Origin of the sequence: Desulfatibacillum alkenivorans DSM 16219 (assembly GCF_900142135.1) — a bacterium.
Lineage (GTDB): Bacteria > Desulfobacterota > Desulfobacteria > Desulfobacterales > Desulfatibacillaceae > Desulfatibacillum > Desulfatibacillum alkenivorans.
In genome coordinates this window covers 178,197-203,744 of sequence record NZ_FQZU01000003.1, presented here as the reverse complement: position 1 = coordinate 203,744, position 25,548 = coordinate 178,197, and the positions used below count along the sequence as shown (strand labels likewise).

The following is a 25,548-nucleotide window of genomic DNA, read 5'->3' as shown; positions in this document are numbered from 1 at the left end:
TTTACCCTCCTGCGGAAGTCTGGCTTCCATGAGTTTGTAAGGCATTTATGACAAGCCGGGAGACTTCCCGGCCGATCTGCATCAGGTCGTACTCCCTGTTGAATATGATCCACGGAATTAAAATATGGTCTATGGCGCCGAAAAGCAGGTTCCTCCAAAGGCTTAGGTCCACGTTTTGCGAGAACAGGCCTTTTTCCTGCCCCTGGACGATGGCCCTTTCCATCAAAGAAAAGATGCGGTCCAGGCTTTGGTTGCTTTCGGAGCTGTAAAAGCTGCGATTGGGCCTGAGCATGAGGATGAGAATGGTGGAGTAGTCCCTGTCCTGATAATAAAAACGAAACAGGCTCAGAATGCTCTCCCGCAAATTGCGCTCAGGCGCTTCATAGTCCATTTGGGCCAGAAGCTCCTCCAGCTTGGCCCTGGGGATGCTGATAAGCAGGTTTTCCTTGTTCTGATAATATTCGTAGATGGTGCCCTCGGCCACGCCGGCTTCCTTGGCCACGGCAAGCATGTTGGTTCCGCTGTACCCGTTGGCTGCGAAAAGGCGGCTGGCGGAGTCGATAATGAGCTTTTTTTTGCGCTCTTTCTTGTCGTCCTCCTCGGGGTCGGAGTCCTGGGGAGTCACCGAGGCCATGATGATGTCAAAGAGCCGGTCGGCAAATTCCAGGGGGCTGGGGGCGTTGTTGATGGTCCAGTCTAAAGCCAGGTGGTCCACGGCGCCCAGGATCATGTCCCGCAAGAGGCCGGCCCGGGAAAGGTCATGGAACACGCCTTGTTCCATGCCCTCGCTGATCACCCGGGTGATGACCCGGCTGTAATCCCGCAACGCGATATAGGCCTGGGACTCGTAAAAATCAGGATAGGACCGGGACTCCAGAATAATTTGGATTTCCTTTTTTCCCTGGGAATATGTACGGCAATGAAACCAAATGGCTTTTCTGAGTTTGTTTTCAGCCCCGTGAATGCCTTCCAGGTGCTCCTGGAGGCCTTTCAGGCTTTGGGTCATGAAGTTTTCTATGATGGCGAAGAGGATTTCTTCTTTGGATTTGAAATAGTTGTATATGCCTGACGTGGTAATGCCCGCGCCTTTGGCCACCTGGGACAGGGTGGCTTGGGAGAAGCCCATCTGGGAGAACAGGCGGGTGGCTGATTGGAGGATGGCCTTTTTTTTATTTTCCGTATTGGTCATTTCAGGCTCTCTTTATGAATATCGCTCAAAAAATGGGCGATATGCTGAGTTAGATTCTAAGTTTAGTCCATTCCCATGTCAAGAGGATTTAAAAAAATCCCCGATTTTCCGTTTTTTTACGAAAAACAACGAAATTTTTACGCTAAAAATTGCTTATTTCAGCCGATGAATCCGGCCGGGAAGAATGCGCCTCAAAAATATTTCCAAAGCGCGCGTGCAGGCGGCCACCTGGTCGACGGCCGTTCCCGTGGCGATGCCAAGGCGCTCCATGAGATATAGCGCCTCTTCCGTGGGGATGTTGCCCGCAGCTCCGGGGACGAAGGGACACCCCCCCATACCGCCCAAAGATGCGTCGAAGTGATGAATACCGCTCATAATCGCGGCCGTCATGTTCACCAAGCCCAGGCCGCGGGTGTCGTGCAGGTGGAGAAAAACCGGTAAATCCCCAGCCATGGAAGCGATCCGGGACATCAAGCCCCCCACCTCCAACGGCCCGGCCATGCCCGTGGTGTCTGCGATGCACAGGGCCTGGGGGGAGTGGACCAGAAAAGCCTCCACCATGTCCAGGACCTGTTTTTCGGGGATGCTCCCCTGGTAGACGCAGCCGAAGGCGCATTGCACGCCGGCGATGACGTCCAGGCCCGCGTCCCGGGCCAGGGAAATCATATCCCCGGCCTGCGCCATGGCCTCATCCCGGCCCATGCCCGTGTTCTTCCGGCTGTGGGAGTCGCTGGCGGAAATGCTGATTTCCACGGCGTCCACCCGGGAGGCGGCCGCTCTTTTCACGCCGGCCGGGTTCAGGGCCAGGCCGCTGTAAACGACCCCGGGCTGTTTTTCAAGGGATTCCATCAACTGCTCGGCGTCGGCCATCTGGGGAACCCTTTTGGGATGGACGAAGGAAACCGCCTGAATGTGCGTGATTCCCGCCCGGGCCAAATCCCCGATGACTTTCAGCTTCATATCCGTGGGGATGATGACGTCCTCGGCCTGAAATCCGTCCCGAGGCCCCACTTCTCGTATAACCACACGGGAAGGCGCCGCCTCCCCCAAAGTAAATCGATTCATCAAGTTTTCGCCGATAGATCCATAACGCCCTCATCCCGCGGCCGGTGTAAATTCAGGCGCAGGACGAGAGGGGACGCATGGGGATCGTCAAAATGCTTTGCTTCCAGCTTTTATCATTTCGCGCTCACAGCCTGCCAACGCGGCGGACGGCCTTTTCCATCCCCCCCCGCAGGGCCGGGTAGCATTAACGGCTGCGGGTGGCCACCTTGAATCCGTCGGCGCGCAGGTCCTTAAGAAGGGCCTTGACGTCTTTAGAGGTCACATGGATGACCACGTCATGCTTTTCCTGGTCCGGCGGAGACAACACATGGATGGTTACGATCTTCATTTCATGCTTGTTGATGTGGCCCAGGATCTTTTCCAGTTCCGGGCCTTCCCCGCCCCGCAGGATGAAAATGCGCGTGCCGGGCTCGCCGATTCCCAGGACCTTGTTGGCGATCTTGTAAAAAAAGTCGTTGGTCGTGACAATGCCGATCACCTTGCCGGCTTCAACCACCACCAGGGCGCCGACCTTGTTGGTCTGGGCCAGGGCCAGGCCTTCCTCCACGGTCATCTCCGGAGTGACGGTCACCACGTTTTTGGCCATGATCTTGCTGACCGGGGTTTTTTCCAGCAGATACCCCACTTCCCAGACCGTCAGGGAAGTCGCCTCGGAGGGCGAAACCTTTTCCAGCCTTTTTTCCGTAACCACCCCTTTCAGCTTCCCTTTGTCAACCACCGGCAGGCGCTGGAATTTATGGGCCTCCATAATGCGTTTGGCGTCGGCCAGGGAAGTGTCGCTGGTGATGGTAACAACATTTGCAGTCATGACGTCTTTTACGAGCATATTCCGCCTCCGATAGAACTGTAAAAAAACAAATACGGAAGCCCCGGCAAAACCGGGGCTTCCGGCGATTGCGCGTATACGGGTCAGGAGGAGGTCAGTTCAAAAGCCAGCACCTTGCTGACGTCTCCGGCGCTGATTTCGGCAGTCCCCCCCTTCAGCGAGAGCGGCTGGGTGTATCCGGCCAGGCCCGTCCACCATTTCTCCAGGGCCTCCCAAGGCGACATGCCTTGCTCCTGCAGCTTAAATCCCCCCGTGACCATCAGGGATAGGAGGGCCGACCGGGCCGTGATCATGGTGGTCACCCGGACGTGGTCCGTGGATTCGGCCGGGATAATGTACATGTCGTCATTATTGACCGTCACCAGATCGAAACCGTCCACATTCACGGTGAACTTGAGCCCTTCCAGGGTAACGGGATAGGGGTTGGGATTCTCGATAGCGAGCAGAAAACTCATGGGAAGGGGCGCTCCCCGGTTATCCGCTTTCCCCTTGGTGGGCTCCACTTTGTTAGAGTAATACCAAAATCCGTCGTATTGGGGAACTTCAAAAAGCTCCAGGCTTACAACAGGGTCCTTAAAATTGCTTGCACTGGGCTTGGGCGCCATAGCGTATGACGAGGCCAGACCCAGAAACATGAATAATATGAGGAACCATGTCAGTTTTTTCATAGCATTCCCTCCCTAAAAGCGCACAATAAGCCAGGCCCGCCTCCTTTCAGCTCAGCCAACGCTTTCTGCGCTTGTAATGTTTGACCTCGCGGAAGCTTTTCCTGCCGCCTTTATCCGTCAGGCCCAGGTAAAAGTCCTTGATGTCTTCGTTTTCCGTAAGTGCGGACGATTCTCCGTCCATGACGATTCTCCCGGTTTCCATGACATAGGCGTAAGGCGCAACGCTGAGAGCCAGCTTGGCGTTCTGCTCCACCAGCAGGATGGAAATGCCCTGCTCATCGTTAAGCTGCTTGATGATATTGAAAATTTCATGGATGAGCATGGGGGCCAGCCCCATGGACGGTTCATCCAAAAGCACCAGTTTGGGCTCGGTCATGAGGGCGCGGCCCACCACGGTCATCTGCTGCTCGCCGCCGGAGATGAATCCGGCGGTTTCGTTGCGTTTTTCCCGTAATCGGGGAAAATAGTGATAGACCATTTCCAGGCCTTCCTTGACGGAGCCGGACTTGCGCAAGTGCGCGCCGACCTTGAGGTTTTCCTCCACCGTCAAGTGCTCAAATACCCGGCGTCCCTCAATCACCTGAATAATGCCCTTCCGGGCGATGGTCGCAGCCCCCTGAGCATGAATCCGCTCCCCTTCAAATTCAATGGCGCCGTCCGTCACCTTGCCGTCCTCGGTTTTCAGCAAACCGGAAATGGCCTTGAGGGTGGTGCTTTTTCCAGCGCCGTTGGCGCCCAATAAGGCCACAATTCCGCCTTTGGGCACTTCAATGGAGACGCCCTTGAGGACCAGGATCACCTCATGGTACTTGACCTCGATATTGCTTATTTTCAAAATGGGCTCTTGCGTTTCCAAGCCTGTAACCTCCAAGGATGGGAGTGAGAAGCGAATCCTACCAGCCCTGCCATTCGTTGGCCCACTTTTCGGGCCAGCGGGCTTTCAGGTCCACGCGGGACAGTTCGTTAAATGCGCCGTTCCGGTATTCCTGCACCAGGCACCCGGTGGTGGGCCTGTGGTCCGTGGCCGTGTAGCTGACCGGAGAGGATCCCAAACCGATGTCGAAATTCCTCATGGTTTCAAAGCCCTTGGTCTTGATGGTCTCGCCGTCCAGAGATCCGGCTTTATCCGCGCGGTTGGCGGCTTCCCAGAAGATCAAAGCGTCCGCCCATGCCTGGACGGTGCGGATCAGACGTTTTTCAGGGGGAATGCCCGGGTTGTATTTGGCGGCGTACTCCACCACCTTATCCATGTTCTTGTAATAGTTTCCGTCAGGCTGCTTTTGGCCGAAGAACGCACAGGGGGTGGCTCCGATGGCGCCTTCCGCGGCAGGCCCCGCCAGACGAGGCAGGTTTTCGTCAAAGCCCCAGTTGTTGATGATCCAGTCCGCGCCCAATCCCAGGGAGTAGGCGTCGCGCATGGTGGCGGAAACGCTCATGGTGGTGTTTCCGTGCCATACCACGTCGGGTTTGAACTCCTTTAAGGCGTTGATCTGGCTTTTGGCGTCCAGGGCGAACAGGGAGACGTCCTGATCCGCGCCCACTTCAAAGCCCAGCATGGTTGCATGGTCTCTGATGGCCTTGATCGGCGCGTTGCAGTAAGGAGAGGCCGACATGTAGCAGCATGCAAAACGGGGTTTGCGCTTGCCGTAATCCGGATGCTGGGGCCATTTTTTGTCAAACCAGGCGGTCAGGCAGGCCCGGGCGTTGGTGGAATAATCCGAGGAGAAAAAGAAATTGTACTTGGATTTGGCCGGATCCGTCAAATGCGCGGAGTAAGACGCGGAGACGTATGGCAGCTTATCCTGGTTGACTGTGGGGGAGAGGGCTTCGGTGTCGCCCGTGCCCCATCCCATGATGGCCACAACCCCCATGCGCTTGAGGAACTTGTAGCGGGTGATGGCCTCAGGAATGCGGTACCCGTAATCGAACCAGGTGTACTTGACCTTGTTCCCGTTAATGCCGCCGTTCTCGTTGATGTACTTAAACGCCTCCACCATGCCGAAGGCATAGTCCTTGCCCACGTCCGAGGTGGCGCCCGTGGTGTCCATGATGCCGCCCACCTTGACGGTTTTGGCCAGGACAGGCCCGGAGAAGCATAGCCCCACCGCACCTATGATAAAAAACACCAGCAGAACCTTCCATTTTTTTCTCATCACCTTCCTCCTTTCCATACATTGTTCGAACATCGCGAATAAAGCTGGAAAACCTAATAGGAAAACGGCCAAAGATTGAAATAATTCTTGGTTTGCCACCAACGGTAGGACAACCCGTTGGGCTCAAATATCAGAAAGGCGCAAATGGCCAGGCCAAAGACCATGTCCTTGATATATGCAAAGTCCATCAGCAGTTTGGGGACCAGCCAATCCAGAATGTTTTTCAACTGGCCCGGATTTAAGGTGTCCGCCACCTCATCGTAATAATCGGTCAGGGGGATGACGCTCCACTGCAGGCTTTCCGTGATCAAAACCATGAACAAGGCGCCCAGTATGGCGCCATGGATGGAGCCCACGCCCCCGATTAAAATCACGCCCACCAGCCACAGGGACAAGAACCAGGGGAAATGCTCGGGAGACAGGGCGGCCGTGTTGGACAGCCAAAAGGCCCCGGTTACGCCGCCCAAAAAGCCGGCCACGAAAAAGGCCAGCAGCTTGTACTGGACAATATTGATCCCCATGGTTTCCGCGGCGATGTCGTTATCCCGGATGGCCACCCAGGCCCTGCCCACCCGCGACCGGAACAGATTGGCCACAAAAGCCACCATCAGGGTTAAAATAACGGCCATCACAAAATAAATTTTCACGTCGCTATCGATCACCCAAGGCCCGACTTTGATGGTGCCGGGCGGCAGGGAAAAAGCCTGCCCGCGCCCTCCGATCTGGGCCACATACTGGGTGAGGATGAAATCCACGGTGATGAACTGGGCGGCCATGGTGGTCAAGATCAGGTAGAAGCCTTTCACCTTGGCCGAAGGCAGGCCGAAAAGCACGCTCCAGAATCCGGCGAAAACGCCCGCAACCACTATGGAGATGGGATAGGCCAGGCCGGCGTCCAGGATGAATTGGGGCCAATGGAAATACAGGACCATGAGAGCGCTGACATAGGCCCCCACGGCGATGAACGCTGCGTGGCCCAAGGTAATCAAGCCCGTGTATCCGATGAGCAGTTGCACGCCCAGGGCGCCCATGCCGTAATACCCGATCATGACCATGACGCTTAAATAGTAGTCAGGCAGGCGATACAGCATAAAAAGCGCCAGGACAAAGGGATATAAAACCCATTCCCCCTTGAAGTCGGGAGGATTGGCAATGATCTTAACCAGGAATAAAATGACTCCCAAGCCCGCGAGGGCATAGGCGATCCAATGCCATCCTTCCGGCAGAGCCCATGGGCACCCGATGAAGACAAAGGCCAGCAGGGAAATCATTTTGAATCGAATGAGGGAGGTTTGCCACCATCCCTGATCCTGGGAATACGTCTCGTGATAATCGCCGCATGGTAACCAGACTGAGGACATATACCTTCTCCTCTTTTTTCCGCGCTAAAGGCGCTAAAAAGCTAAACCCGTTCGATTCTTTCCCATCCCCACAATCCGTAAGGCTTGAACAAGAGGAAAACCGTCATAAACACAAAGGGAACGATTTCCTTGACTCCGCCGGGAAAATAAACGTCCAGATAGGTTCCCGCCAAATTCTGGAGCACGCCGATGGTTATGCCGCCCACAATGGCGCCGGGGATGGAGTTCAAGCCTCCCAGCACGACAGCGGGCAAAACCAAAAGCCCCAAATGGCCTACGGAAATATTGATGCCGTTGATATTGCCCAGCAGCGCCCCGCCCACGCCCGCGCTCATGAAAGCAATGGCCCAGGAAGCCGCGTACACGAACCGGGCGGATACGCCCAGGGACAGGGCTGCGGTTTCATCGTCCGCCGTGGCCTGCATGGAAAGCCCCCAACTGGTGAACTTAAAGAAAGACACCAGCAAAATAAGCAGGACAATGGAAAGAATGAACGACCACAAGTACACCGGGCTGATCTTTAGAAAACTCAGGGTAATGGGCTCGATGCTGAATACCGGCGGCGTGAACACCCGGGTGTCCGTGCCCCACAAAAATTCCACCAGCCCTTTGAGAAAAAAGGAAAGCCCCACGGTCACCATAATGACGGCCAGGATGGGCTCTCCGATCAGCTTGTCCAAAAAGATGCGCTCCGTGAGATAGCCCAGGACGGCGCCCACCACCAGGGTCAGCAGAACGGCGGGGATGAACGGCACGCCGGCCGTATAAAAGGTAAGGGTGACATAGGCTCCTATGAGCGTCAGCTCCCCCATGGCCAGATTAAGCACCCCGGAGCATTTGTAGATAATAACCCATCCGAGGGCCACCAGGGCGTAGATGCCTCCAACAAGAACTCCGGTGATCAATGCAATCACAAAGGTTTCCATACACGCCGCTCCTTACATATTGAGCTTTTGGATCCTGAGATCCGTCTTGATATGCTGCTCTCTGCCGTCCTCATAAGTGATGGTCGTATCCATGTGAACGGTGTCCACGTCCTGGTACAAGGCGTCCACAATCTGCTTGTAGCGTTTTTCCACAAAGGCCCTGCGGAGCTTGCTGGTGCGGGTCAGTTCCTCATCGTCCGCGTCAAACACCTTATAAAGGTTGATAATTTTATGGATTTTCGCCGGTTCGGGCAGGTCCTGGTTGGCGATTTCCACCTGGGAAGCCACCAGGTCGTACACATCGGGCTTTTGGGAGAGCTCCATATAGCTGGTGTAATTGAGCTTTTTGTCGTCGGCCCATTTGCCCACCACGGAGTAGTCTATGCACATGACCGCCGTGACGTAGTCACGCTCATGTCCGATGACCCAGGCCTCCTGCACGTAGGGGGAGAACTTGAGGCGGGTTTCCAGGTATTGGGGCGAAAAAGGCCGGCCGTCCTTGAGGGTCATGACGTCCTTGGACCGGTCGAAAACCACCAGATGGCCGTCATCGTCGATAAAGCCCTTGTCTCCCGTGGCCAGCCATCCGTCCAGCAGGGTCTTTTCCGTGGCCTCGTCATTTTTATAGTAGCCCTGGAATACGGAGGGGCTCTTGCAGAGAATCTCGCCGTCTTCGGCGATTTTTACTTCCGTGCCGGGAATGGGCGTGCCCACGGTGTCGAACTTGATGTCGCCGTCCCGATGCACAATGGCGATGCCCGCAATTTCCGTTTGTCCGTAAATCTGCTTGAGGTTCACCCCCAGGGCGTGGAAAAAACGGAAATGATCCGGCCCCATGGCCGCGCCGCCCGTATAGGCCTGGCGCAGACGGGTCATGCCCAAGTGGTCCTTGAGCTTGTTCAGGACCAACGTGTTGGCCAGGGCCAGGGCGATTTTCATATAAAAGGGCACCGGTTTTTTTTCGAATTTCAGATTGGCGACGGCGTACCCGATTTTGCTGGCCAGGGTGTACATCTTGCGTTTGATCCAGCCCGAGTCCATGTGCTTGACCTGGACCTGGCGGGTCATGCCTTCGTACAGGCGGGGCGGGGCGAACATAACGTGGGGGCCGATTTCCCGGATGTTTTCCATGGCCGTGTCCGGCTCTTCCGGAAAATTGATGGTGTAGCCCACCTGGAGGCCGCAGGATACGGACATCATTTGCTCGCCGATCCAGGCGAAAGGCAGGTAGGAGACGAAATCGTCCGATTCCTTGCACGGATCCACAGCCATGAGGTTCGCCCCCATGGTCAGCATGTTGTAATGGGTCAGGAGGACGCCCTTGGGCAGGGCCGTGGTGCCGGAGGTGTAAAAAAGCAGGCAGATGTCGTCCCCGCGGCCTTTAGCCACCATCTGCTCGAACAAGCTGGGCTCTTTTTCGTCCAGGCTCTTGCCAAGGTCCATGAGCTTGCCCAGGCTGATCAGGCTGTCCTGCCCGTAATTCCGCATGCCTTTGGGATCGTCCCAGACGATTTTTTCCAGCTTGGGGCATTGATCGATAATAGCCAGGCCTTTATCCACTTCCTCCTGGGTCTCCCCCACAAAAAAGCGCGTGTCGGACTGCTCGATGATGTACTTGACCTCATCGCTCATGCAATCCTGAAACAGCCACACCCCCACGCCTCCGGCGCACAAGGCGGCCATTTCCACCCAAAGGCCTTCCGGACGGTTGTCGCCCATCATGGCCACTTTGTCCCCGGGCTTGAGCCCCAGGCTGACCAGACCAAGGGATATGTATTTGACTTTGTTGTAATAGTCCTGCCAGGTAAAAGGAATCCAGATGCCGAACTCCTTTTCCCTCATGGCCACCCGGCTTTTTCCGTATTGCCTGCATTTCGCCACGAAAAGTTTGGGAATGGTGAGATCCTTTGTGATATTGGCGTCCATAGGGATTTTCTCTACCTCCGCGTGGTGTACATGTCTTCTTCACCAAGATAGGCCTTGACCACTTCCGGATTGGCCTGCACTTCCTCTGGGGGGCCGTCCACGATTTTGTGTCCGAAATTCAACACAAATACGGAGTGGGAAATATCCATCACCACCCCCATGTCGTGCTCCACCAAAATGCAGGTGACCTTCCAGCGCTCCTCCTCGTTGATATCCAGGATGAACCGGGCCATGTCCTCCACCTCTTCCAGGTTGAGGCCGGCCAGGGGTTCGTCCAGGAGCAGCAGGCGGGGCTGCAGGGCCAAGGCCCGCCCCAACTCCACCCGCTTCTGGAGCCCGTAGGGAAGCATGTTCACCGTTTTATGGCGTATGCTTTCGATCTCCAGGAGGTCTATGATCTCCTCCTCGATAAATTGGCGGGATTCAATCTCCTCCCTCTTTGTCTTGCCGATCCACATGCCGCCGGAAAAAATCCCGGAGTTCATGTGGATGTGCCTTCCCAAACGAATGTTATCCAAAACGGTCATGCCGCCGAATAACTCGATTTTCTGGAAGGTTCGGGCAATGCCAAGACGCGCCCTCTTGGAAGGGGCGAAACCGTTTACGCGTTGACCGTCAAAGAAGATGCTCCCCCTCTGCGGCTTATACAACCCGTTGATGCAATTCATCATAACGGTTTTTCCCGCACCATTGGGGCCGATTATGGAATGGATCTCTCCCTTGCGGACCCGCAGGTTCACCCCGGCCAGGGCGGCCACCCTGCCAAAATACATGTGCACGTCTTCCAATTCCAAAAGGACATCCTTGGCCTTGGACTTGGCGGCATGGACCATAAGCCGTCTCCTTGCATGGCAAAAGGTTGATTTTTTTGAGACTACGGCATATTTCGGGAAAAAGCGCTTATTCAGCGCCTTCTCCAATAAACGGGCTCAAAAAAAAATATGTCTGACTTGGGTCCTGCTAAAGAATTACTGCGTTGCTGCTTGTGAATTGGAATAGAAGGCCTCAAGGCCTGGTACTGATTATTGCAAAAGATACTGATGCAATCCGGAAAAAGTCTGTTTTCGAGATAGTACAGTTCAGATGAAATTGGGTGGAAATGCTGTCTTTGAAATAACCTTAACCCATTCAATAGGTTTAGTTCAACAAATTTTTTAACACTGAGGCGGGTTCATGCAAAAAGTTTATCATTCGGGGAAAAAACCCATGGCTTCCATCACCGCATTATGAATTTTGGGTCGGAATATTCGGATTTTTCCATTATTTCTAGTGGGATGCACACGGTTGCTAAGCAGCGCCACTACTGCGTCTTCCGACAGATCCGCCCAAAAAGACGTCCCGGTGAACCCAAGATGCCCTACCGTGCCGGGTGAAAAGGCTTTGCCTGAACTTGACTCGGAAGGGGTGGGGGTGTCGAAGCCCAATACATAGGCTCCGGGGGCGCGCTTGTTTTCTAAAAATACTTTCATGGTGTTTTGAGAGGCGAAAAAACGGCCCGCCTCCCCTGCAAAGGCGCCCCTCATTCCATGAACCAGCCGCCAGACTCCATGAGCGGTTCCAAACAGGCCTGCATGCCCGGCCGCGCCGCCCAACGTCCAGGCGTTGTCGTCGTGAACCTGGCCGTGAATGACCTTTTTTCTCCACGGGCAGTCCTCCGTGGGGGCTATGGAGTCTGATGCAATCACCGGTGAGGCGTCCTTTTTATCCGGGTTAAAGGGGCGGAAATACAGATCGCCAATGCCAAGGGGTTCGGCGACCAATTGGAAAAACAACTGATCCAACGGCGCCCCTGTGTACTCCTCCAGCATCAGGCTGATTGCCATGTAGCCCAAGTCGCTGTATATGCAGTCTTTTCCCGGGGCGTATTCCAGGGGTTCGGAGTTCAGCAGTGCAAGAAGCCGGGCTTGTCTTGCTTCAAATGGATATTGGGACAGCACTTCATAATAGGGTCTGTAAGCCGGGAAGCCGGAGGTGTGGGAAAGCAACTGCTCCAGGGTGAGCGTTTTTTTTTCCGGGTTGCTAAATCCCGGATGCAGGGCGCCCAGGCGATCCTTTATGGAAATGCGGCCCTGCTCGACCAGCGCCATGATGCAGGCGGCCGTTGCCAGGGGCTTGGTCAGAGAAGCCAGGTCGTAAATTGTTTTTGTGGTTGCGGAAAAGCGATGCGTCCGGTCCGTATAGCCGAAGGCCTGATGGAAAACAATCTTCCCGCCCTTGGAGGCTAGAAGGACGGCCCCGGGGAACACGCCTTCTTCCACGCCTTCCTGCATAATCCGGGCGACTTGCTCCATAGGCGTCCTCAGGGGTTCATAAAGGTCAGGCTGGCTTGATCGGCATCCAGTTTTACGGGCGTTCCCATGGGGAAGGTCTTGTTTTCCGGTCCGTGGCCGGCTGGAAACCCGCCCAAAACCGGGACGCCCAGATCGCCCAGGCGGTCCGCCAGCACCCGCCGGACCTCCCCGTCTTCACCGCAACTGTGAAAGGCCCCCAATAAAACCCCGCTCATCCGATCCAGCACGCCGCACAGACGCAAATGGGTCAGCATGCGGTCGATCCGGTAAGGGGCTTCGCCCACGTCTTCCAAAAAAACGATTTTACCCGTAAAATCCGGCTGGAAAGGCGTTCCCGCCAAGTGGCACAGGGTGGCCAGGTTGCCTCCGGCCAAAAGGCCCGCCGCCGAGCCCGGGGTTATTATGTAAGGGTCTTCAAGGCCCCATTCGGAGGGCCATTCTCCTGACAGGCGCCGGGCCAGGGATTGGGCATGGGCCGGATTCCGCCCCAACCCGGTAATGACCGGGCCGTGAAACACGGGCAGGCCGCACCGGTCCATCAAAGCCTGCATAAGCCCGGTAATGTCCGAATACCCCGCAAAAACCTTGGGAGTGCGCGCCAACCGGTCAAAGTCCAAGAGGGGAAGAATGCGCAGGACGCCGTACCCGCCCCGGGCGCATAAGACGGCTTTGACCTCCGGGGCTTCCCACAAATCCATAAAGGCCCGGGCCCGCTCCTGGTCCGATCCGGCCAAGTACCCCTGACGCAGATAGGTTGACTTAGGGACGCGCACTTCAAAACCGCAGTTCCTTAAAGCCTCCAGGCCTTTTTCAAACAGCTCCGCGTCAAAGCATGAAGCGGGCGCTGCAACGCCTACAACGTCTCCCGGCTGAAGCGGTTTTAAGGAGTCGGGGAAAATGGGCATTATTCAAAGTCCAGGCTGACGGGGCAATGGTCGGATCCCATGACCTCGTTCAGGATCTCCGCATTTTTTACCCTGCCTTTGCTTTTTTCGTCCACGCAAAAATAGTCGATTCTCCAGCCGATGTTCTTGGCCCTGGCGTTAAAGCGGTAGCTCCACCACGTATAATTTTCCGGCTCCTGGTTGAACATGCGAAATGTATCTACATAGCCCGAATCGATAAACTCGTCCATCCAGGCCCTTTCTTCCGGCGAGTATCCGGGGTTTTGCTCGTTTTGCTTGGGATTGGCCAGGTCGATAGGCTTGTGCGCCACGTTATAATCCCCGCACAAAACCACGGATTTCTTTTCGCCCAGGGCGTTGGCGAATTTATGGAGGGTCTGGTTAAAGCCCAGTTTCCAGTCCAGGCGCACCAGTTTGGGCTGTGCGTTGGGGAAATAAACATTCATCAGATAAAAATCGTCATACTCCAGGGTGATGACCCGGCCTTCGGCGTCGTGCTCCGGGCTGTCCATGCCGTACATCACGTCCAGCGGCGTTTGTTTTGTGTAAACGCCAACGCCGGAATACCCTTTTTTTTCCGCCGAAAACCAGTAGGATGTATAATCCGCAATATTTATAAGGCCCTCTGACAACTGCTCCTTAAGCGCCCGAGTCTCTTGAATGGCAAGGATATCCGCGTTAAAATCCTTGACCATATCGGTAAAGCCTTTTTTTTCCACTGCACGTATGCCGTTGACATTCCAGGATACAAATTTTAGCATGGCCCCTCATGGTAGTTGGCGGTTAATGCCCAGAACATGGTTAGCGAAAATTATTGTTACTGAATACCATGCCATACATCATGCGTCAACGCAGTCGCGGGGCGCCCCGCGTTCGCGGGATAAAACGCTGTCGCCATGTCCTGACATTTGTTGAGGGGCATTCTTTTTTAAATCCCAAGAAGAAAGAAACGGGGTAGTTCATGAGAAAACGAGTAATGCCTGCTTTGGTGATCACAATGCTTCTGGCCTGGGTCATTCCTGGGGCGGCTCTTGCCGAGGCCGGCGCGGACGATGGATCGGAAAAGGTGGTCGCCGTGGTTAACGGCGCATCCATCACACAGGCCGAGTTGGATCAAGCTCTGACGCAGGGAATGTTAAACGCCACGAAAGGGATGCAACTGAGTCCTGAGCAGGCGCAGCGCTTTAAAAGCCAGTATTCCGGCAGGGTTTTGGAAAAACTGATTATGGACGAACTCCTTAGTCAGGAAATTGAAAAACGGAAAATAACGGCAGCCCCCGGGGAGATGGCCGCAGCGCTGAGCGAACAGTTGGAGTTGCAATTAAAGGCTTCGGGCAAATCCAAAGAGGAATATGAAGAGACGGAACTTAAGCCCAAAGGCCAGACCTGGGATCAGTTCATTGCAGGCATCGCCGCAAGGCCTGACGTGACCCACATGTACCTCATGGAAAAAATGGCAAAAACCATAGCTCCTGAAAAGGTGAAAGTCACCGACGAGGAAATCCGCAAATTCTATGACGACAACCTGGAAAGCCGCTTCACCAAGCCTGAAGAGGTTCGCGCCAGCCATATCCTGTTTGGAACAAAGGATGCGAAAACCGCGGAGGAAAAGGAAGCTATTAAGAATCAGGCTCAGGAAGTCCTGATGAAAGCCAAGCAGCCCGGAGCGGATTTTGCCGCTCTGGCCCGGGAATACTCCTCCTGCCCATCCAAGGAAAAGGGCGGGGACTTGGATTTCTTCACCAAAGAGCGCATGGTGCCCGAGTTTTCCAAAGCTGCCTTTTCCATGGACGTGGGGGAAATCAGCAGTTTGGTGGAAACGCAATTCGGTTACCATATAATAAAGGTGACCGATAAAACCCCGGCCGAGGTCAGGCCTTTTGAATCCGCGGCGCTGGCAATCAGAAAAGGCCTGGAAACGCAGAGGGTGCAGCAGGAGTTGATGACTCTGGCCAACGGGTTGAAGGAAAAGGCGACCATCACGTACCCCGGCGTTTTGCCCGATTCCGCAGCAGGCGAACAAAAGGCAACCAACTAGCGGACTGCAATCCGGCAGACAGTATGGGAAAACGGTTTGATAAGGATCTGGATCTGGCGCAGCGGGTATGCCGGGAACTGGCCAAAGGCAATAACAAGGCCATCCTTGAGCTATACTCGTTGTACCAGAACCTTTTTTTCCGTTTCGCCATGCGCCGCCTGTTTTCGCCTACGCAGAACAAAGCCGAAAGAATCCTGAGCGACTTCTGGCTGGAACTGCTGAACGGCAAGGCGCTTCAAAACTACGCAGGAAAGGCTTCGCTGTCCACCTATCTGTTGGTGATCCTCAACCGAAGAATCCTGGACCACAACGCGCGCTTTGCAAAAAGGCGCGAACGCTTTGTGCAGGAGCCCAATCCGGACAGCAATTCCGGGCTGCAGGAAAGCCCGGAAGAAACCCTGATCCGCAGCCAAAGGGAAAAGGTTTTGACATTGGCCCTGGCGGCATTGGATGACATTTCCCCCCGGGACGCCCGCCTGATTCGCATGCATTTAGCCGGATTAAATTATGAACAAATGGCTGAAAGGGAATTGCAAGGGGAGACATTCACCCAGGAAGAACTGCACAAAAAGACCAACGCCTTGAAAAAACAGTTTTCGCGCCCCGGAACCGGATCTCTTGCCAAGTTCAAAACAGTTCTCACCCGGGCATTGCAAAAATACGGACTCACCCGGGAAGACCTGCTTGAATAGCCCCTTCCGGTTTTGGGCGCATCATTCTATCATTCCCCGGAAAACTTCTTTAAAATCTCTTCAAAACTCTTGGCGGCCGCTTCCACGGTTTGAGAGACGCCGGTAAAAATCTCGTTGTTGACCAGGCCGCTGGTTATCTCCTCCAGACGCTCCACCATCTGCGCCTGCTGCTCGGCAAGCTCCTTTTCCACCGTCTCAAAGTTACCCGGCTTAAAGCTCCGGCCTGGGGAAATCTTGCCGCAAGCGTCCCGGATGTCCGAGACCACCCCTTCCTGTAGGGTTTGCAGGCTGCGCACCGTCTGCTCCAAAGACTCCTGGATGATGCGCACCATTTGGTCGGGCTTAAGGGGGTTGTCTTCCATAGCTGGCTCCTTTTTTTTAAGGCTTAATCAAGGCTATTCCTCTTCTTTTTTTGCGGCATCCCGAACCCGCTCCTCCACCATGCGGGACAATGCCTCCCGGGCGTTCTCCAAAGACCGGCGCACTTCCCTATCCAATAAGCGGGAAAACTCCACCGAGGCGCTTTCCATGGCTTCCAACATGCACAGGCGCGCCTGCCGGGCGCTTTCCCGGATTTCCGCGGAAGCCTCCTCAACCGTATTGGCGAGGTAGACGACCTCCCGGGCCGCCCCTTTTTTCAGGCGGACGGACTGGACGATCTTACGCCCCTGGGCGGCTCCGGCCTTTCTGGTGGCGTCTTCCGCGATTTTCTGGGCGTCCAGGGCTCGCTCCCGGGAACGCAGGACTTCCATTTCATACCCGGACAGGGTCACGGCGCCATTGGAGTTTTCCCCCGGCTCTCTAACCCTGGATTTGGCGGAGACTGTGCAAGTCCCCCCTGTAGGGGGGGAGGATTTATGGGACTTGTCTTGGGTCATGGCATGCCTCGCAGCGCGCTTCTTATGTGTATTGTGTAGTATTCAATACTCATTCGTCAAGAAAAAAATGTCACCATTTCATTTCAAGGCGGGACTAACAGGCAGATCCAATCAATAGGAGACCCTTCGTATGTGGCGTGATCATGCCAGATTTTTTGAGATCGACCTGGAAGAGACTCAGGATGCGCCGAGGATCAGGGATCATGGCCCTTTGCAAATCATCCTGTTTCGCCGTGCAGCCAAGCTGCGCAGCCACGCGGTCAAGCACCTTACCAATCTCACCCAATACGAGACCACCTGGAAGAGAATCAGCAGCGTGGACATTGAGTTGATCCGCCGGTGCATCACAGACCTGGAAAAAGCCGGCTGCCCTTTTTTTAAATTCAGCCCTGAAAATCCGCCCTGCGACGACGGCCGGGAAGGCTGCCGTCTTTTCGACAGGTGTCCGGCGTCGGTGAAGCAGCTGGAGCAGGCTTATTGCAACGCCCTGGTGCAGTGCCTCATGGAAGGAGGCCAGGTTCCCAGGTACGCTTATTATTATTGCGACAACGAACAAGCCCACATGTTCTGCCTGATGCCTGACGCGCCTTTGGTTTTAAAGGCGTCCCTGCTTCCGGAAGAGACGGAGACGTACAACCTGATGACCTGTTACGGCAGCGAGGGAGTCAGTTTTACGGAAATGCGGGACATCCAGGTGGAAAAAATCCGCAACGAAGCGCGGGCCAGAAACACGGACCTGTGCAGCCTGGCGGGATGGGGCTTGGAACAGGCTCGGGCAGACCAGGCCAGGGAGCGCGCCAAGGGCCGGGAATCCGCCAAAAAGAAGCGCCGTCTGAAAAAGCGCCATAAGCGCGGGGGCGGCAATTGGAAGCAGTATCTCGACGAATACGAAGACCTTTACCAATAACCTCCTCGCAGGACGACCGCTATGCCAACAACGCCAAACACGCCCCCCGTCATTTCATGGGACGATCTTTTTGATCAAGCCACGGAGGACGCCAGCATCCACCTGTGGGCTGCACAATCCTGGCTCGCGCCGCCATCCGGATACACCCAGGGATATGTGCTATCGCTCGCTCTTTGCCATCGTGCAAGGAGTTGTGCGGCTCAAAGAAGGATCAAGGAACGCGCGCCTGCAAACTATGCAGGCTACGGCGCTGTTCTGGACGGAATGATTGACGAGGCGAAGTCAGCCCTGGCTCAAAGCCTTGAAAACGACAGGGATGCCATGCAGGCGGTCTTGAACGGGGAAGTTGGGGCCATGGCCCGTTCTTTGGAAAAATTCCTGGAACAGGTCCTGCGCCTGGAAGAAGACGCACGGCTGTTTGAAGACCATCCGGATCTTGCCTTGGAGGTTCGGGAGGCCGCCCATGAATTTGTCGTGCGATTCGCCATGATGGACCGCGTGAGAGAAGAGCTGGGGGGCGCTCTTTTCCGGGGTCTTGAATCCGCTGAACTCGTGGAGCGCCTTTCGCGCATCGGCGAGCGTTTTAGGGAGTCCATAGGCTGCTTTCACATGATCCGGGACCTGTGGCCGGCGTTTAGAGAAAGAGAATACAACGAGGCGTTAGCATGGATGGAGACTTCGCCCTCCGGCGCTGAAGCCGGGGATGAGGCTCTTGACGAGCCTTTAATGAACGGCTTCCGCCGGCTCATGGAGTCAAAGGACGAAGAGTTGGACGCCCAAAGGACGGAGCAGGCGGTCGCTCTGGGCTTGGGAGAACTGGACCCGGCCGAGGAAGACGCCATAATTGAGACGCTGGCGCTGGATTGCGCCGCCATGGATCTGGCCCATGACGTGAGGACTTCGGCTCGCGAGGCCATGGCGCAGGACGCGGCGCCGGCTGTATTGCCGGCCTTGGAAAAGGCCTTGCGCCTCGCGCCTGAAAAAAGGTCCTGGCTGGAGGCGCTGCAAACCGGATTGGCGTCATTTTTCACGCCCAAACTGGCCGCCGCGGCAGCCGCGGCCTGTCTGGCCTTGTTCGTCTTTTTGGCTATTCCCAACAACGATGCCGATCAACCGGTTTCCAGGGATGCGGAGTTGGCGGCCGTCTCATCCCGGCCTTCGATTCTTCCAACGGGAAGCCTGGCTGTGCTCGCCCGAAAAAACGACAGCCAGCTAAACCGGGTGAGCGCCTTGGGTCCCGCCGGGCCTGACGTGTTCACCATGGAGCCTGGATGGAAGCTGGAATCCGGAGACGCCCTAAAGGTGAAGGCGTCCGTTGATCGGGACGCTTATGTGCACGTCATTCACATCGGTCCCGGCAAAGTCGCCAGCGAATTGTACAGCGGCCGTTTAAAGGCCGGGGATGTTTTGGAATTGCCGAATGAGGATTGGTTTGTGCTGGATAAAAAGGTGGGCCTGGAAAACATTATCCTGGTTTCCGGCCATGAGCCCCAGGGCGACCTGCAATCCGCCCTGGCAGGCATTTCCAGCCCCGAAGACGCAGAGCGCGTTTTCAAGGGCAGGCATGTCCAGGTGTTCGATTTCAAACATCTGTAAGATTGATCAGCGTTTGAGGTAAAAGCCGAGAGCCTTGTCGTAAGTTCCCGCCATATCGGTAAATTGGCAGCCGGTGTAATGGTCCTCCACCACCCGGACTTCGGCTCTTTTTCTTATTTGCGATTTTTCCGCATCATCCAGGTTGAATTTCAGATTGATCACGTCGCCGATCTGCAGCCGATTTTTGCTTTTGGTGATAAAGCCCACCCCCCCTTGAGAGATGTTTTTAACCACCATGCGCCCGCCGATGGTTTCGTCCCCGGCTTTGGTATACAAGCCGTTAAGCTCCGTAGGCTTTCGCCAGGATCTCCGGAACTCCAACTGGACGCGATACACCTCTTTACAGGCGCAACGGACTTTAATGGCGCCCCGCTGATTTTTGAATCTGGCGACGGAAGCGGTTTTCGAAGACCCGCAATTGGGGCAGACAAAGACTGCCGTATCATCGGAATTTACATACACAGTTTTGGGTTGCGACATACAATTCCCCGTAAACGCCTTCCCTCAACCCTGGGGAGGCTCTATGATCCGGTGGTCAGCGATACAAAAAGGTACAAAAAAATTGATGAAAAATCAAGAGATTGCTTTTTGCAAAGCGCCTTTTAGCGAAAAATGCTCAAGCAGGAATAATATTACCGCAGTTCAAGGTGAAGGATTGCAAATCGGAAGCCCCGCCCTTAAACAATTCTACAAAACGCTTGTGGCAGGTAAAAAGGAATACTTGACGGCCCCGGGCAAGGCTGGAAATGGCTTTCGCCGCTTGGGAAGCCCGTTGCGCATCGAAATTCACCAGGACGTCGTCCATGACGACGGGCAGGTTGGCGCCCTGAACTGACCGGGATTCAATATATCCCATTCGAAGGCACAAGTAAAGGAGTTCAGCCGTTCCCCGGCTTAGCTGGGCCGGGCTTTTTCGAACCCCGTCCCGCATAATCAACTCAATGCCGCCTTCCCCCAAAGGGGCGTATATCCGCTCGTAGCGTCCGTTCGTAATTTCCCGGAATATAGCCCCGGCCCGGGTGATGACCTCGGGCTGCTGCTCCTGCTCCAAAACCGCCACCGCCCGTTCCAGAAAGGCGCCCGCCAAGGTGTAAGCGCCCCATTGCAAAGCCTGGGAGCGCATTTTTTCTGCAAGCTCCTCCTCCTTTGCCCGAAGCCGGGAGATTTTTTGGTCCGAGGCCATGTTCTTCAGGCCGGCATTAAGCTCGGCCAAACGTTTGGTTTGAGACTCAAAGTCCTCTTCAGCCAAAGCCAAAGCCTCTTGAGCTTCTTGCAGCTTGATGCGGCAGGCGTCGCGGTCCAGGGCTTCCAGCAAGCTCAAAAGCCTGCTTAAGTCCTTTTCCCCTGAGATATTTCCCATGGCTGCAGCGGCGGTTTTCAATTTTGCCAAAAGGTTTCGGCGCTCGCCGGAAATCCGAAATTTTTCCAGAAACTCTTCTTCATTTTCAGCCCGAGCCTGGGCCAGAAAGCCTTTTCTTTTTTTCGCCAGTTGCTCCAAGGCCAGGTTTTTCTCCAGGATCTTCCTTTCCAGGCCTTCCAGACCGGAGGAGATTTCCTCCTTAACGGCAAGGTTTCGCCGGGTTTTTTCCAGTCTGCCGGATAAATCCTGAAGCATGGCCTGGATCATGCCGGGCTGGGGATAGGGCGCGCCCAAAGACTCTGTCAGACGGTGCAGTTTATCTTCAAATTCCTGGATGGTCCGGCTGCATTGGGCTATGTCCCGCTCCAGGCTGAGCGCCTGCCGCAGAATTCCAGCGCCTTTTTCCATGCTTTCAAGCGCTTCCCTGGCGGATCGTGGCGGCAAGCTATTGGGGAGCCCCTGCTCCTCCAGCCAGGCCCGCCAGGCGGCATTGGCTTTAGTCTGTTTTTCCTCCGCTTCTTTATACAGCTTATCCGCCTCTTGGAGACGAGAGGCGGCTGCTTCGCATTTTTGTCCGGTTTCCATCAAACCTTGATAAAGGCCGGACCATACCCTGTATCGTTCTGATTCATTATCCAGATTGGCGAAAACTTCGGAAAACGCCTGCGGCGAGACCGGCGTTTGAAGATCCAGGCTTGCGGCCAGGGATTCGATCTTATCTTTGGTTGCTTCCAGATTCCTGGCAAGCGCCTCCGCGGCCTGCGACATTCGGCCGAACTCCGGGTCTTTACGCGCCATGTTGTCCACAAATGCTGCAGAAGCATTAGTCTTTGCATTTATAATCAAAATCAAACAGGCGATGATAAATGCTGCGCCGCCTGAGTAAAGCAAAAAATGCAGCTCAGGCTTTACAAGGGACAAGGCAAGGCAGCCGATGGATAAGACTATAAATACCAACGCCGGCGCGGCGCCCCTCTTGCGCTTCCAGGCCAGTGCGGCGGCGTCAGCCATGCGCTGGTCCAGGTGCGTTTGCTCCTGCGCCAGCCTTTGCTCCCGGGCCGTCAAGTCAGATAACTCCCGGGCCTGGGCTTTGGCTTTCGCCAGGGGATCCCGGCCGGACTGCAAGGCGGATTCCCATCCAGGACCGGGCACGCCGACTTTTTCCAAGGATTCTCTGCGGCGGCCCTCTTCGGCGCGAAGTTCTTCCAAAGCCTCCCTACGCATGGATTTTCGCCCCTTGGCCCGCTCCGCCGCTTCCGCGGCGCTGCTCAGCGCCAAGTCATTTGCTTCCAAATCCTGTTTGGAAAAAAGAGCCCCCTGTCTGTTCGCCAGCCGCTCCCGGGTCCAGCCTTCGCCCAAGGATTTGCACAGGGCTTCGACCTCCAGGTTTTTTTGATCCAATTGATTGGACAGCCTTTGCAAGGTCTCCTGATTTTCCCGGAAGCGCGCATACTCTCCGTTAAGGGAGGTTATGACCCCGCCCAAATCCAACAAACCGGGCTCCACTGGCAAAGAGGCCGCCTTGATTTTTTCCGCGGCCGCCTCCTCTTTCAAAACCACAATTTCCCGTCCGGTCTCCTCCATTTTTTCCAGGACGGATTCCAGCCCGGACCGGGAGTCCTCGGGAAGCAGAATTGCATCCTGCGGCAGGCCGTCTAAAGAGGCCTTGGCCTGGGAGTGTGCTATCCAATGGTCCCAAAGATTAATGATTTTTTCGAAGTAAAGAATATCTTCACGAAATTTTTTGACGGCCGCCTTGGAGGATTTCATAGCCTCTTCCAGGCCGTTAATCTCCTCCACCGAGGCCTGATACACATCCGCGTCTTTGGCCGCCCGCCCAACAAGCGCGGCGTTTTCCTTAAACTCGGTGATAGTCTGGTTGATGAGGGGCTTTTTTCCCGAAGGCTTGAACAACTCGCCTGTTTTTTGCGCGATTTTTTTCCGGGCGTTTGAAAGGGATTGCACTCCGGCGCCCAGGCTGGCGCCGTACAGGGCCGAAGCCACTTCCTCGCTGGTCAGGCTTTGCAGGGTTTCCAACTCAGACAGGCTGAACGCGTATACATTATTGTATAAGGCGGCCGTGGTTCCCCCAAGCATGTGGAGCAGGTCGTCCCTCCCCCCTTTTGCGCCTCCGGGATAGGATACGGATACGTTTCCCCCGTAAGAACCGGGGCTGCGGGTGATAATGACCGGGCCCTCCTCCCCGTCCAGGATAAGGCTTCCTCCATGGACGCCGCCGTTCAAAGGAGGATAGGTGTTGATTCCCCCCCTATTGGCGGGAAATCCAAAAAGCACGGCCCTGATAAAGGCCAGAAGAGTTGACTTGCCTGCTTCATTCTCCCCGAGGAAGATGTTCAGGCCTGAAGCAAACCCCTGCGCCTCCGTTTGATGAAAGACGCCAAACCCGTTGATCTTAAAGCCCCGGATAATCATGCATCCTCCTTGCCCAACAAGTCGATGCAAAGATTCCGCGCTTCGGCGAGCATTTCCAGGACGTCGCTTTCGGACAGCTTTCCCATAGCGCCGGAAACCAGCCTGCGCCCAAACAAAGGCTTCAGACTTTTTCGGCCGAACTCCAGCAGATCTTCGGGAGAGGACTCCATGTCCGCCATGTCTTTCAAGACCCGGGCGAGCAAGTCGTCCGAACCCATGAATTCGGAAAGTTCTTTCTCGGGCTGGCATTGGCAGCGGATTTTCTCCACCCATACAAAAGGATCTCGATCCAAAAATGTTTCGCGCATGTTTTCCAAAAGCTGCTCCACAGCCTCCGGCCCGATCAATTCGTGAAACAAAACCCCCCGGCCGGAAAGGATGAACCGGCAAATCAAGGGAAGGGTTGGGTTATCCTCCGTGGCCTGATACAGAGCGTCGATCATATCCTGTAGAAGGCTGTCCAAAGTCCGATGAGCGGTTATGGAAGCATTGATCGCCAAAAACCGCACGGCGTCCAAGGGCCTGAAATCCAGGGAGGCAACCGCCCCGCCGCGAACCCGGACCAGATAGGCGCCCCGCTCCCCCTGCTCGGTAAAGCTCCGGCCCTGGATATTGCCGGGATAGACAATATAGGGCTCTTCTCCGGCTATACGCTTCTGATGCACGTGCCCCAAGGCCCAATAATCCACCGAATCCAGCGAAAGGTCCTTCATGGAGCAGGGGGCGTAAGGAGCATGCCCGGTGGAGCTTCCCAGATTGGCATGGACCAGGCCGATGGAAAACAATCCTTCGGGAATGGCATGAGAGGCAAACATGCGGGCGAGATTTCGTTTTTCCTCCTTGGCCTGATAACTGATTCCGGAAATCGCCGCGATGGGAGCGCCCTGGAGCTCTGCAATGCAGGACTCCACCCGGACGGACCCGAAAATTTTGACGTTCGCCGGCAACTCTATGGCGGCGTAGCGCCCCTGCAGGGGATCGTGATTGCCGTGCACCGCGTAAACGCCAATGCCATGCCCGGCAAGACGCATGCAGCCGTCCCGGAAGGCCAGTTGGGCTCTTATGCTCCTGTCTTCCCAGTCAAACACATCTCCGGCCAAAAGCAAAAAAGCCGCCTGCTCTTCGATGCAGAAATCCACCAAATTCCGCCAGGCGTCAAAGCTGGCCTGAATCATGGCGTCCCGAATATGGGGCGCCGAGGCGGCAACCCCCGCAAAGGGGCTGTCCAGATGAATATCCGCCGCATGTACAAAGGAAAAAGTCGCCATAAGCGTTATATATCAGAAATCATTAAAACCCAAAACGGCTTACTTGCGAGAGGGGACCGGACCCTGTTATGGAAATATCAAGGTTTCTACGCTTGTAAAAATAAAATCCTGAAAAAACTTCAAATACGCAAGATTAAACAGAAACAATGTTTTCTTTAAAAAATCAGCTCGCCACCCGGCGAACGCCTACATGCGGTCAAAAATTTCCAGGCTATGCTTCGCCCCAATTTTCATTTGATATCGAATGGTTATTGATAAGACTAAAAATCCGGCGGCGATTCCATTTATTTTTGCTTAACAACCACGGGAAAAAACGCCCTAACCACCTCTGTTCTTGTATTTTTGCCCAAACAACTTTTTTTCCGAAATGAATTGATTTCCTTCTCCTTTTGTGAAAAACCCCACACAGCCGGATCGGGTGAAGTTCCGCCCGGAAACCTACTCAAGGTACATAAAAAATGTTGTTTAAGGGCTGAGGGGCGAATTGAAGCAGGAGAGAACGATCTCCTTGCGCCGCCTTATCCCTGTTGTGCATCGGGAGACACTGCGCCGCACGAAGGCTGTAATCAAGCAGCGCAATGGAAGGCCGAGAGGCAAGCGACCGCGCGGATATTCCGCGCAGGGGTGTATATTAACATTGCAAGTATTTACCGATCGTTAAAAAGAAACTGTGTGTTCGCCACGCTCGATATGCTTGAAATTTAACTTACTTGGACCCTCGTAAGATTCCTGAAAAAAAGCGCCTGAAAGCGTTGCAGGTTGTGTCCTTACCGCGTATGCGCCATAAATCAGACGCCTGCGCCATATTTTTGACAACCGTGCTTGCAAAAAGGTCTCCGACTCTTCCTTGTTTCCGGTTTTACAGGCAAATTGCCCAAGCCTCCGTAAAATAAATTTACGGCTTAATTTCTGAGAAACTTTTGCCGAATATATATAACAGGGGCTTAAACACTCAACAAATAATACAGAACGCAACAACCTGGATTGCCAATATTTTTGGCGCCCGGTTTGCACTACGAAAAAACCGAATCCATTGAACGACGATCCGGAATTGGAACTAAAAGCC

The 25,548-nt window shown here is 55.0% G+C and carries 23 protein-coding genes; 5 read left to right on the top strand and 18 right to left on the bottom strand.

Going from position 1 to position 25,548, the window contains the following annotated elements:
- Nucleotide 1: 1 nt before the first annotated feature.
- The 4 genes from BUE18_RS04310 to BUE18_RS28745 form a co-directional block, all read right to left on the bottom strand.
- The gene (locus BUE18_RS04310) at nucleotides 2-1,189 is read right to left on the bottom strand and encodes a TetR/AcrR family transcriptional regulator (RefSeq protein WP_073473231.1); all 1,188 of its coding nucleotides are present in this window, start codon (nucleotides 1,187-1,189) and stop codon (nucleotides 2-4) included.
- Between the two features lie 153 nt (nucleotides 1,190-1,342).
- Nucleotides 1,343-2,254 carry a hydroxymethylglutaryl-CoA lyase gene (locus tag BUE18_RS04305; RefSeq protein ID WP_073473229.1) on the bottom strand — a complete coding sequence of 304 codons (912 nt, stop codon included), beginning with the start codon at nucleotides 2,252-2,254 and terminating at the stop codon, nucleotides 1,343-1,345.
- 184 nt (nucleotides 2,255-2,438) lie between these two features.
- Entirely contained in the window at nucleotides 2,439-3,080 is a 642-nt protein-coding gene (locus tag BUE18_RS04300) for a CBS domain-containing protein (protein WP_073473227.1), read from the bottom strand.
- Nucleotides 3,081-3,163: 83 nt separating this feature from the next.
- Nucleotides 3,164-3,535: an LEA type 2 family protein gene (locus BUE18_RS28745; RefSeq protein WP_170868263.1), complete on the bottom strand. Its 372-nt coding sequence runs from the start codon at nucleotides 3,533-3,535 to the stop codon at nucleotides 3,164-3,166.
- Between the two features lie 124 nt (nucleotides 3,536-3,659).
- Here BUE18_RS28745 and BUE18_RS28740 point away from each other — a divergent pair, with 124 nt between their 5' ends.
- Complete coding sequence (locus tag BUE18_RS28740) at nucleotides 3,660-3,764, top strand: DUF3918 family protein (RefSeq protein ID WP_170868262.1); 105 nt, start codon at nucleotides 3,660-3,662, stop codon at nucleotides 3,762-3,764.
- Between the two features lie 30 nt (nucleotides 3,765-3,794).
- Here BUE18_RS28740 and BUE18_RS04290 read toward each other — a convergent pair whose 3' ends face one another.
- From BUE18_RS04290 to BUE18_RS04250, 9 genes are all read right to left on the bottom strand, one after another.
- The gene (locus BUE18_RS04290) at nucleotides 3,795-4,604 is read right to left on the bottom strand and encodes an ABC transporter ATP-binding protein (protein ID WP_139264605.1); all 810 of its coding nucleotides are present in this window, start codon (nucleotides 4,602-4,604) and stop codon (nucleotides 3,795-3,797) included.
- Nucleotides 4,605-4,641: 37 nt separating this feature from the next.
- A complete protein-coding gene (locus tag BUE18_RS04285) occupies nucleotides 4,642-5,901 on the bottom strand; it encodes an ABC transporter substrate-binding protein (RefSeq protein ID WP_073473222.1) in 1,260 nt (419 codons plus the stop codon).
- Nucleotides 5,902-5,954: 53 nt separating this feature from the next.
- A complete protein-coding gene (locus tag BUE18_RS04280; protein ID WP_073473219.1) occupies nucleotides 5,955-7,262 on the bottom strand; it encodes a branched-chain amino acid ABC transporter permease in 1,308 nt (435 codons plus the stop codon).
- A gap of 41 nt (nucleotides 7,263-7,303) precedes the next feature.
- Nucleotides 7,304-8,188, bottom strand: a complete 885-nt coding sequence (locus tag BUE18_RS04275; protein WP_073473216.1) for a branched-chain amino acid ABC transporter permease — start codon at nucleotides 8,186-8,188, stop codon at nucleotides 7,304-7,306.
- 12 nt (nucleotides 8,189-8,200) lie between these two features.
- Nucleotides 8,201-10,114 carry an AMP-binding protein gene (locus BUE18_RS04270; RefSeq protein WP_073473213.1) on the bottom strand — a complete coding sequence of 638 codons (1,914 nt, stop codon included), beginning with the start codon at nucleotides 10,112-10,114 and terminating at the stop codon, nucleotides 8,201-8,203.
- A gap of 11 nt (nucleotides 10,115-10,125) precedes the next feature.
- Nucleotides 10,126-10,947, bottom strand: a complete 822-nt coding sequence (locus tag BUE18_RS04265; protein WP_073473210.1) for an ABC transporter ATP-binding protein — start codon at nucleotides 10,945-10,947, stop codon at nucleotides 10,126-10,128.
- A 354-nt stretch (nucleotides 10,948-11,301) separates the two neighbouring features.
- On the bottom strand, nucleotides 11,302-12,405 hold the full coding sequence (locus tag BUE18_RS04260) for a serine hydrolase domain-containing protein (protein WP_073473207.1): 1,104 nt from the start codon (nucleotides 12,403-12,405) through the stop codon (nucleotides 11,302-11,304).
- A gap of 8 nt (nucleotides 12,406-12,413) precedes the next feature.
- The gene (locus tag BUE18_RS04255; protein WP_073473205.1) at nucleotides 12,414-13,310 is read right to left on the bottom strand and encodes a S66 peptidase family protein; all 897 of its coding nucleotides are present in this window, start codon (nucleotides 13,308-13,310) and stop codon (nucleotides 12,414-12,416) included.
- Nucleotides 13,310-14,071, bottom strand: coding sequence for an exodeoxyribonuclease III (locus BUE18_RS04250; protein ID WP_073473202.1), 762 nt, complete (start codon nucleotides 14,069-14,071; stop codon nucleotides 13,310-13,312). Before BUE18_RS04250 ends, BUE18_RS04255 begins: the two co-directional genes overlap by 1 nt.
- 200 nt (nucleotides 14,072-14,271) lie before the next feature.
- Here BUE18_RS04250 and BUE18_RS04245 point away from each other — a divergent pair, with 200 nt between their 5' ends.
- On the top strand, nucleotides 14,272-15,348 hold the full coding sequence (locus BUE18_RS04245; protein ID WP_083610759.1) for a peptidylprolyl isomerase: 1,077 nt from the start codon (nucleotides 14,272-14,274) through the stop codon (nucleotides 15,346-15,348).
- A 23-nt stretch (nucleotides 15,349-15,371) separates the two neighbouring features.
- The gene (locus BUE18_RS04240) at nucleotides 15,372-16,040 is read left to right on the top strand and encodes an RNA polymerase sigma factor (protein WP_073473197.1); all 669 of its coding nucleotides are present in this window, start codon (nucleotides 15,372-15,374) and stop codon (nucleotides 16,038-16,040) included.
- A 29-nt stretch (nucleotides 16,041-16,069) separates the two neighbouring features.
- Here the strand turns inward: BUE18_RS04240 and BUE18_RS04235 are convergent, their stop codons facing one another.
- Together BUE18_RS04235 and BUE18_RS04230 are read right to left on the bottom strand one after the other, a co-directional pair.
- A complete protein-coding gene (locus tag BUE18_RS04235; protein WP_073473194.1) occupies nucleotides 16,070-16,402 on the bottom strand; it encodes a hypothetical protein in 333 nt (110 codons plus the stop codon).
- 33 nt (nucleotides 16,403-16,435) lie between these two features.
- Nucleotides 16,436-16,918, bottom strand: coding sequence for a hypothetical protein (locus tag BUE18_RS04230; protein WP_073473192.1), 483 nt, complete (start codon nucleotides 16,916-16,918; stop codon nucleotides 16,436-16,438).
- Between the two features lie 130 nt (nucleotides 16,919-17,048).
- Here BUE18_RS04230 and BUE18_RS04225 point away from each other — a divergent pair, with 130 nt between their 5' ends.
- The gene (locus tag BUE18_RS04225; RefSeq protein ID WP_073473189.1) at nucleotides 17,049-17,825 is read left to right on the top strand and encodes a hypothetical protein; all 777 of its coding nucleotides are present in this window, start codon (nucleotides 17,049-17,051) and stop codon (nucleotides 17,823-17,825) included.
- Between the two features lie 21 nt (nucleotides 17,826-17,846).
- Nucleotides 17,847-19,421: a DUF4384 domain-containing protein gene (locus BUE18_RS04220; RefSeq protein ID WP_139264604.1), complete on the top strand. Its 1,575-nt coding sequence runs from the start codon at nucleotides 17,847-17,849 to the stop codon at nucleotides 19,419-19,421.
- A gap of 6 nt (nucleotides 19,422-19,427) precedes the next feature.
- Here BUE18_RS04220 and BUE18_RS04215 read toward each other — a convergent pair whose 3' ends face one another.
- The 3 genes from BUE18_RS04215 to BUE18_RS04205 all read right to left on the bottom strand — a co-directional run bounded on the left by BUE18_RS04215 (nucleotide 19,428) and on the right by BUE18_RS04205 (nucleotide 24,482).
- Entirely contained in the window at nucleotides 19,428-19,901 is a 474-nt protein-coding gene (locus BUE18_RS04215; protein WP_073473183.1) for a PilZ domain-containing protein, read from the bottom strand.
- 136 nt (nucleotides 19,902-20,037) lie between these two features.
- Entirely contained in the window at nucleotides 20,038-23,214 is a 3,177-nt protein-coding gene (locus BUE18_RS04210; protein WP_073473180.1) for an ATP-binding protein, read from the bottom strand.
- Nucleotides 23,211-24,482 (bottom strand): metallophosphoesterase family protein, encoded by a 1,272-nt coding sequence (locus BUE18_RS04205; protein ID WP_073473177.1) that lies wholly within the window; start codon nucleotides 24,480-24,482, stop codon nucleotides 23,211-23,213. The genes BUE18_RS04210 and BUE18_RS04205 overlap by 4 nt, the downstream gene beginning before the upstream one ends.
- Nucleotides 24,483-25,548: the final 1,066 nt, after the last annotated feature.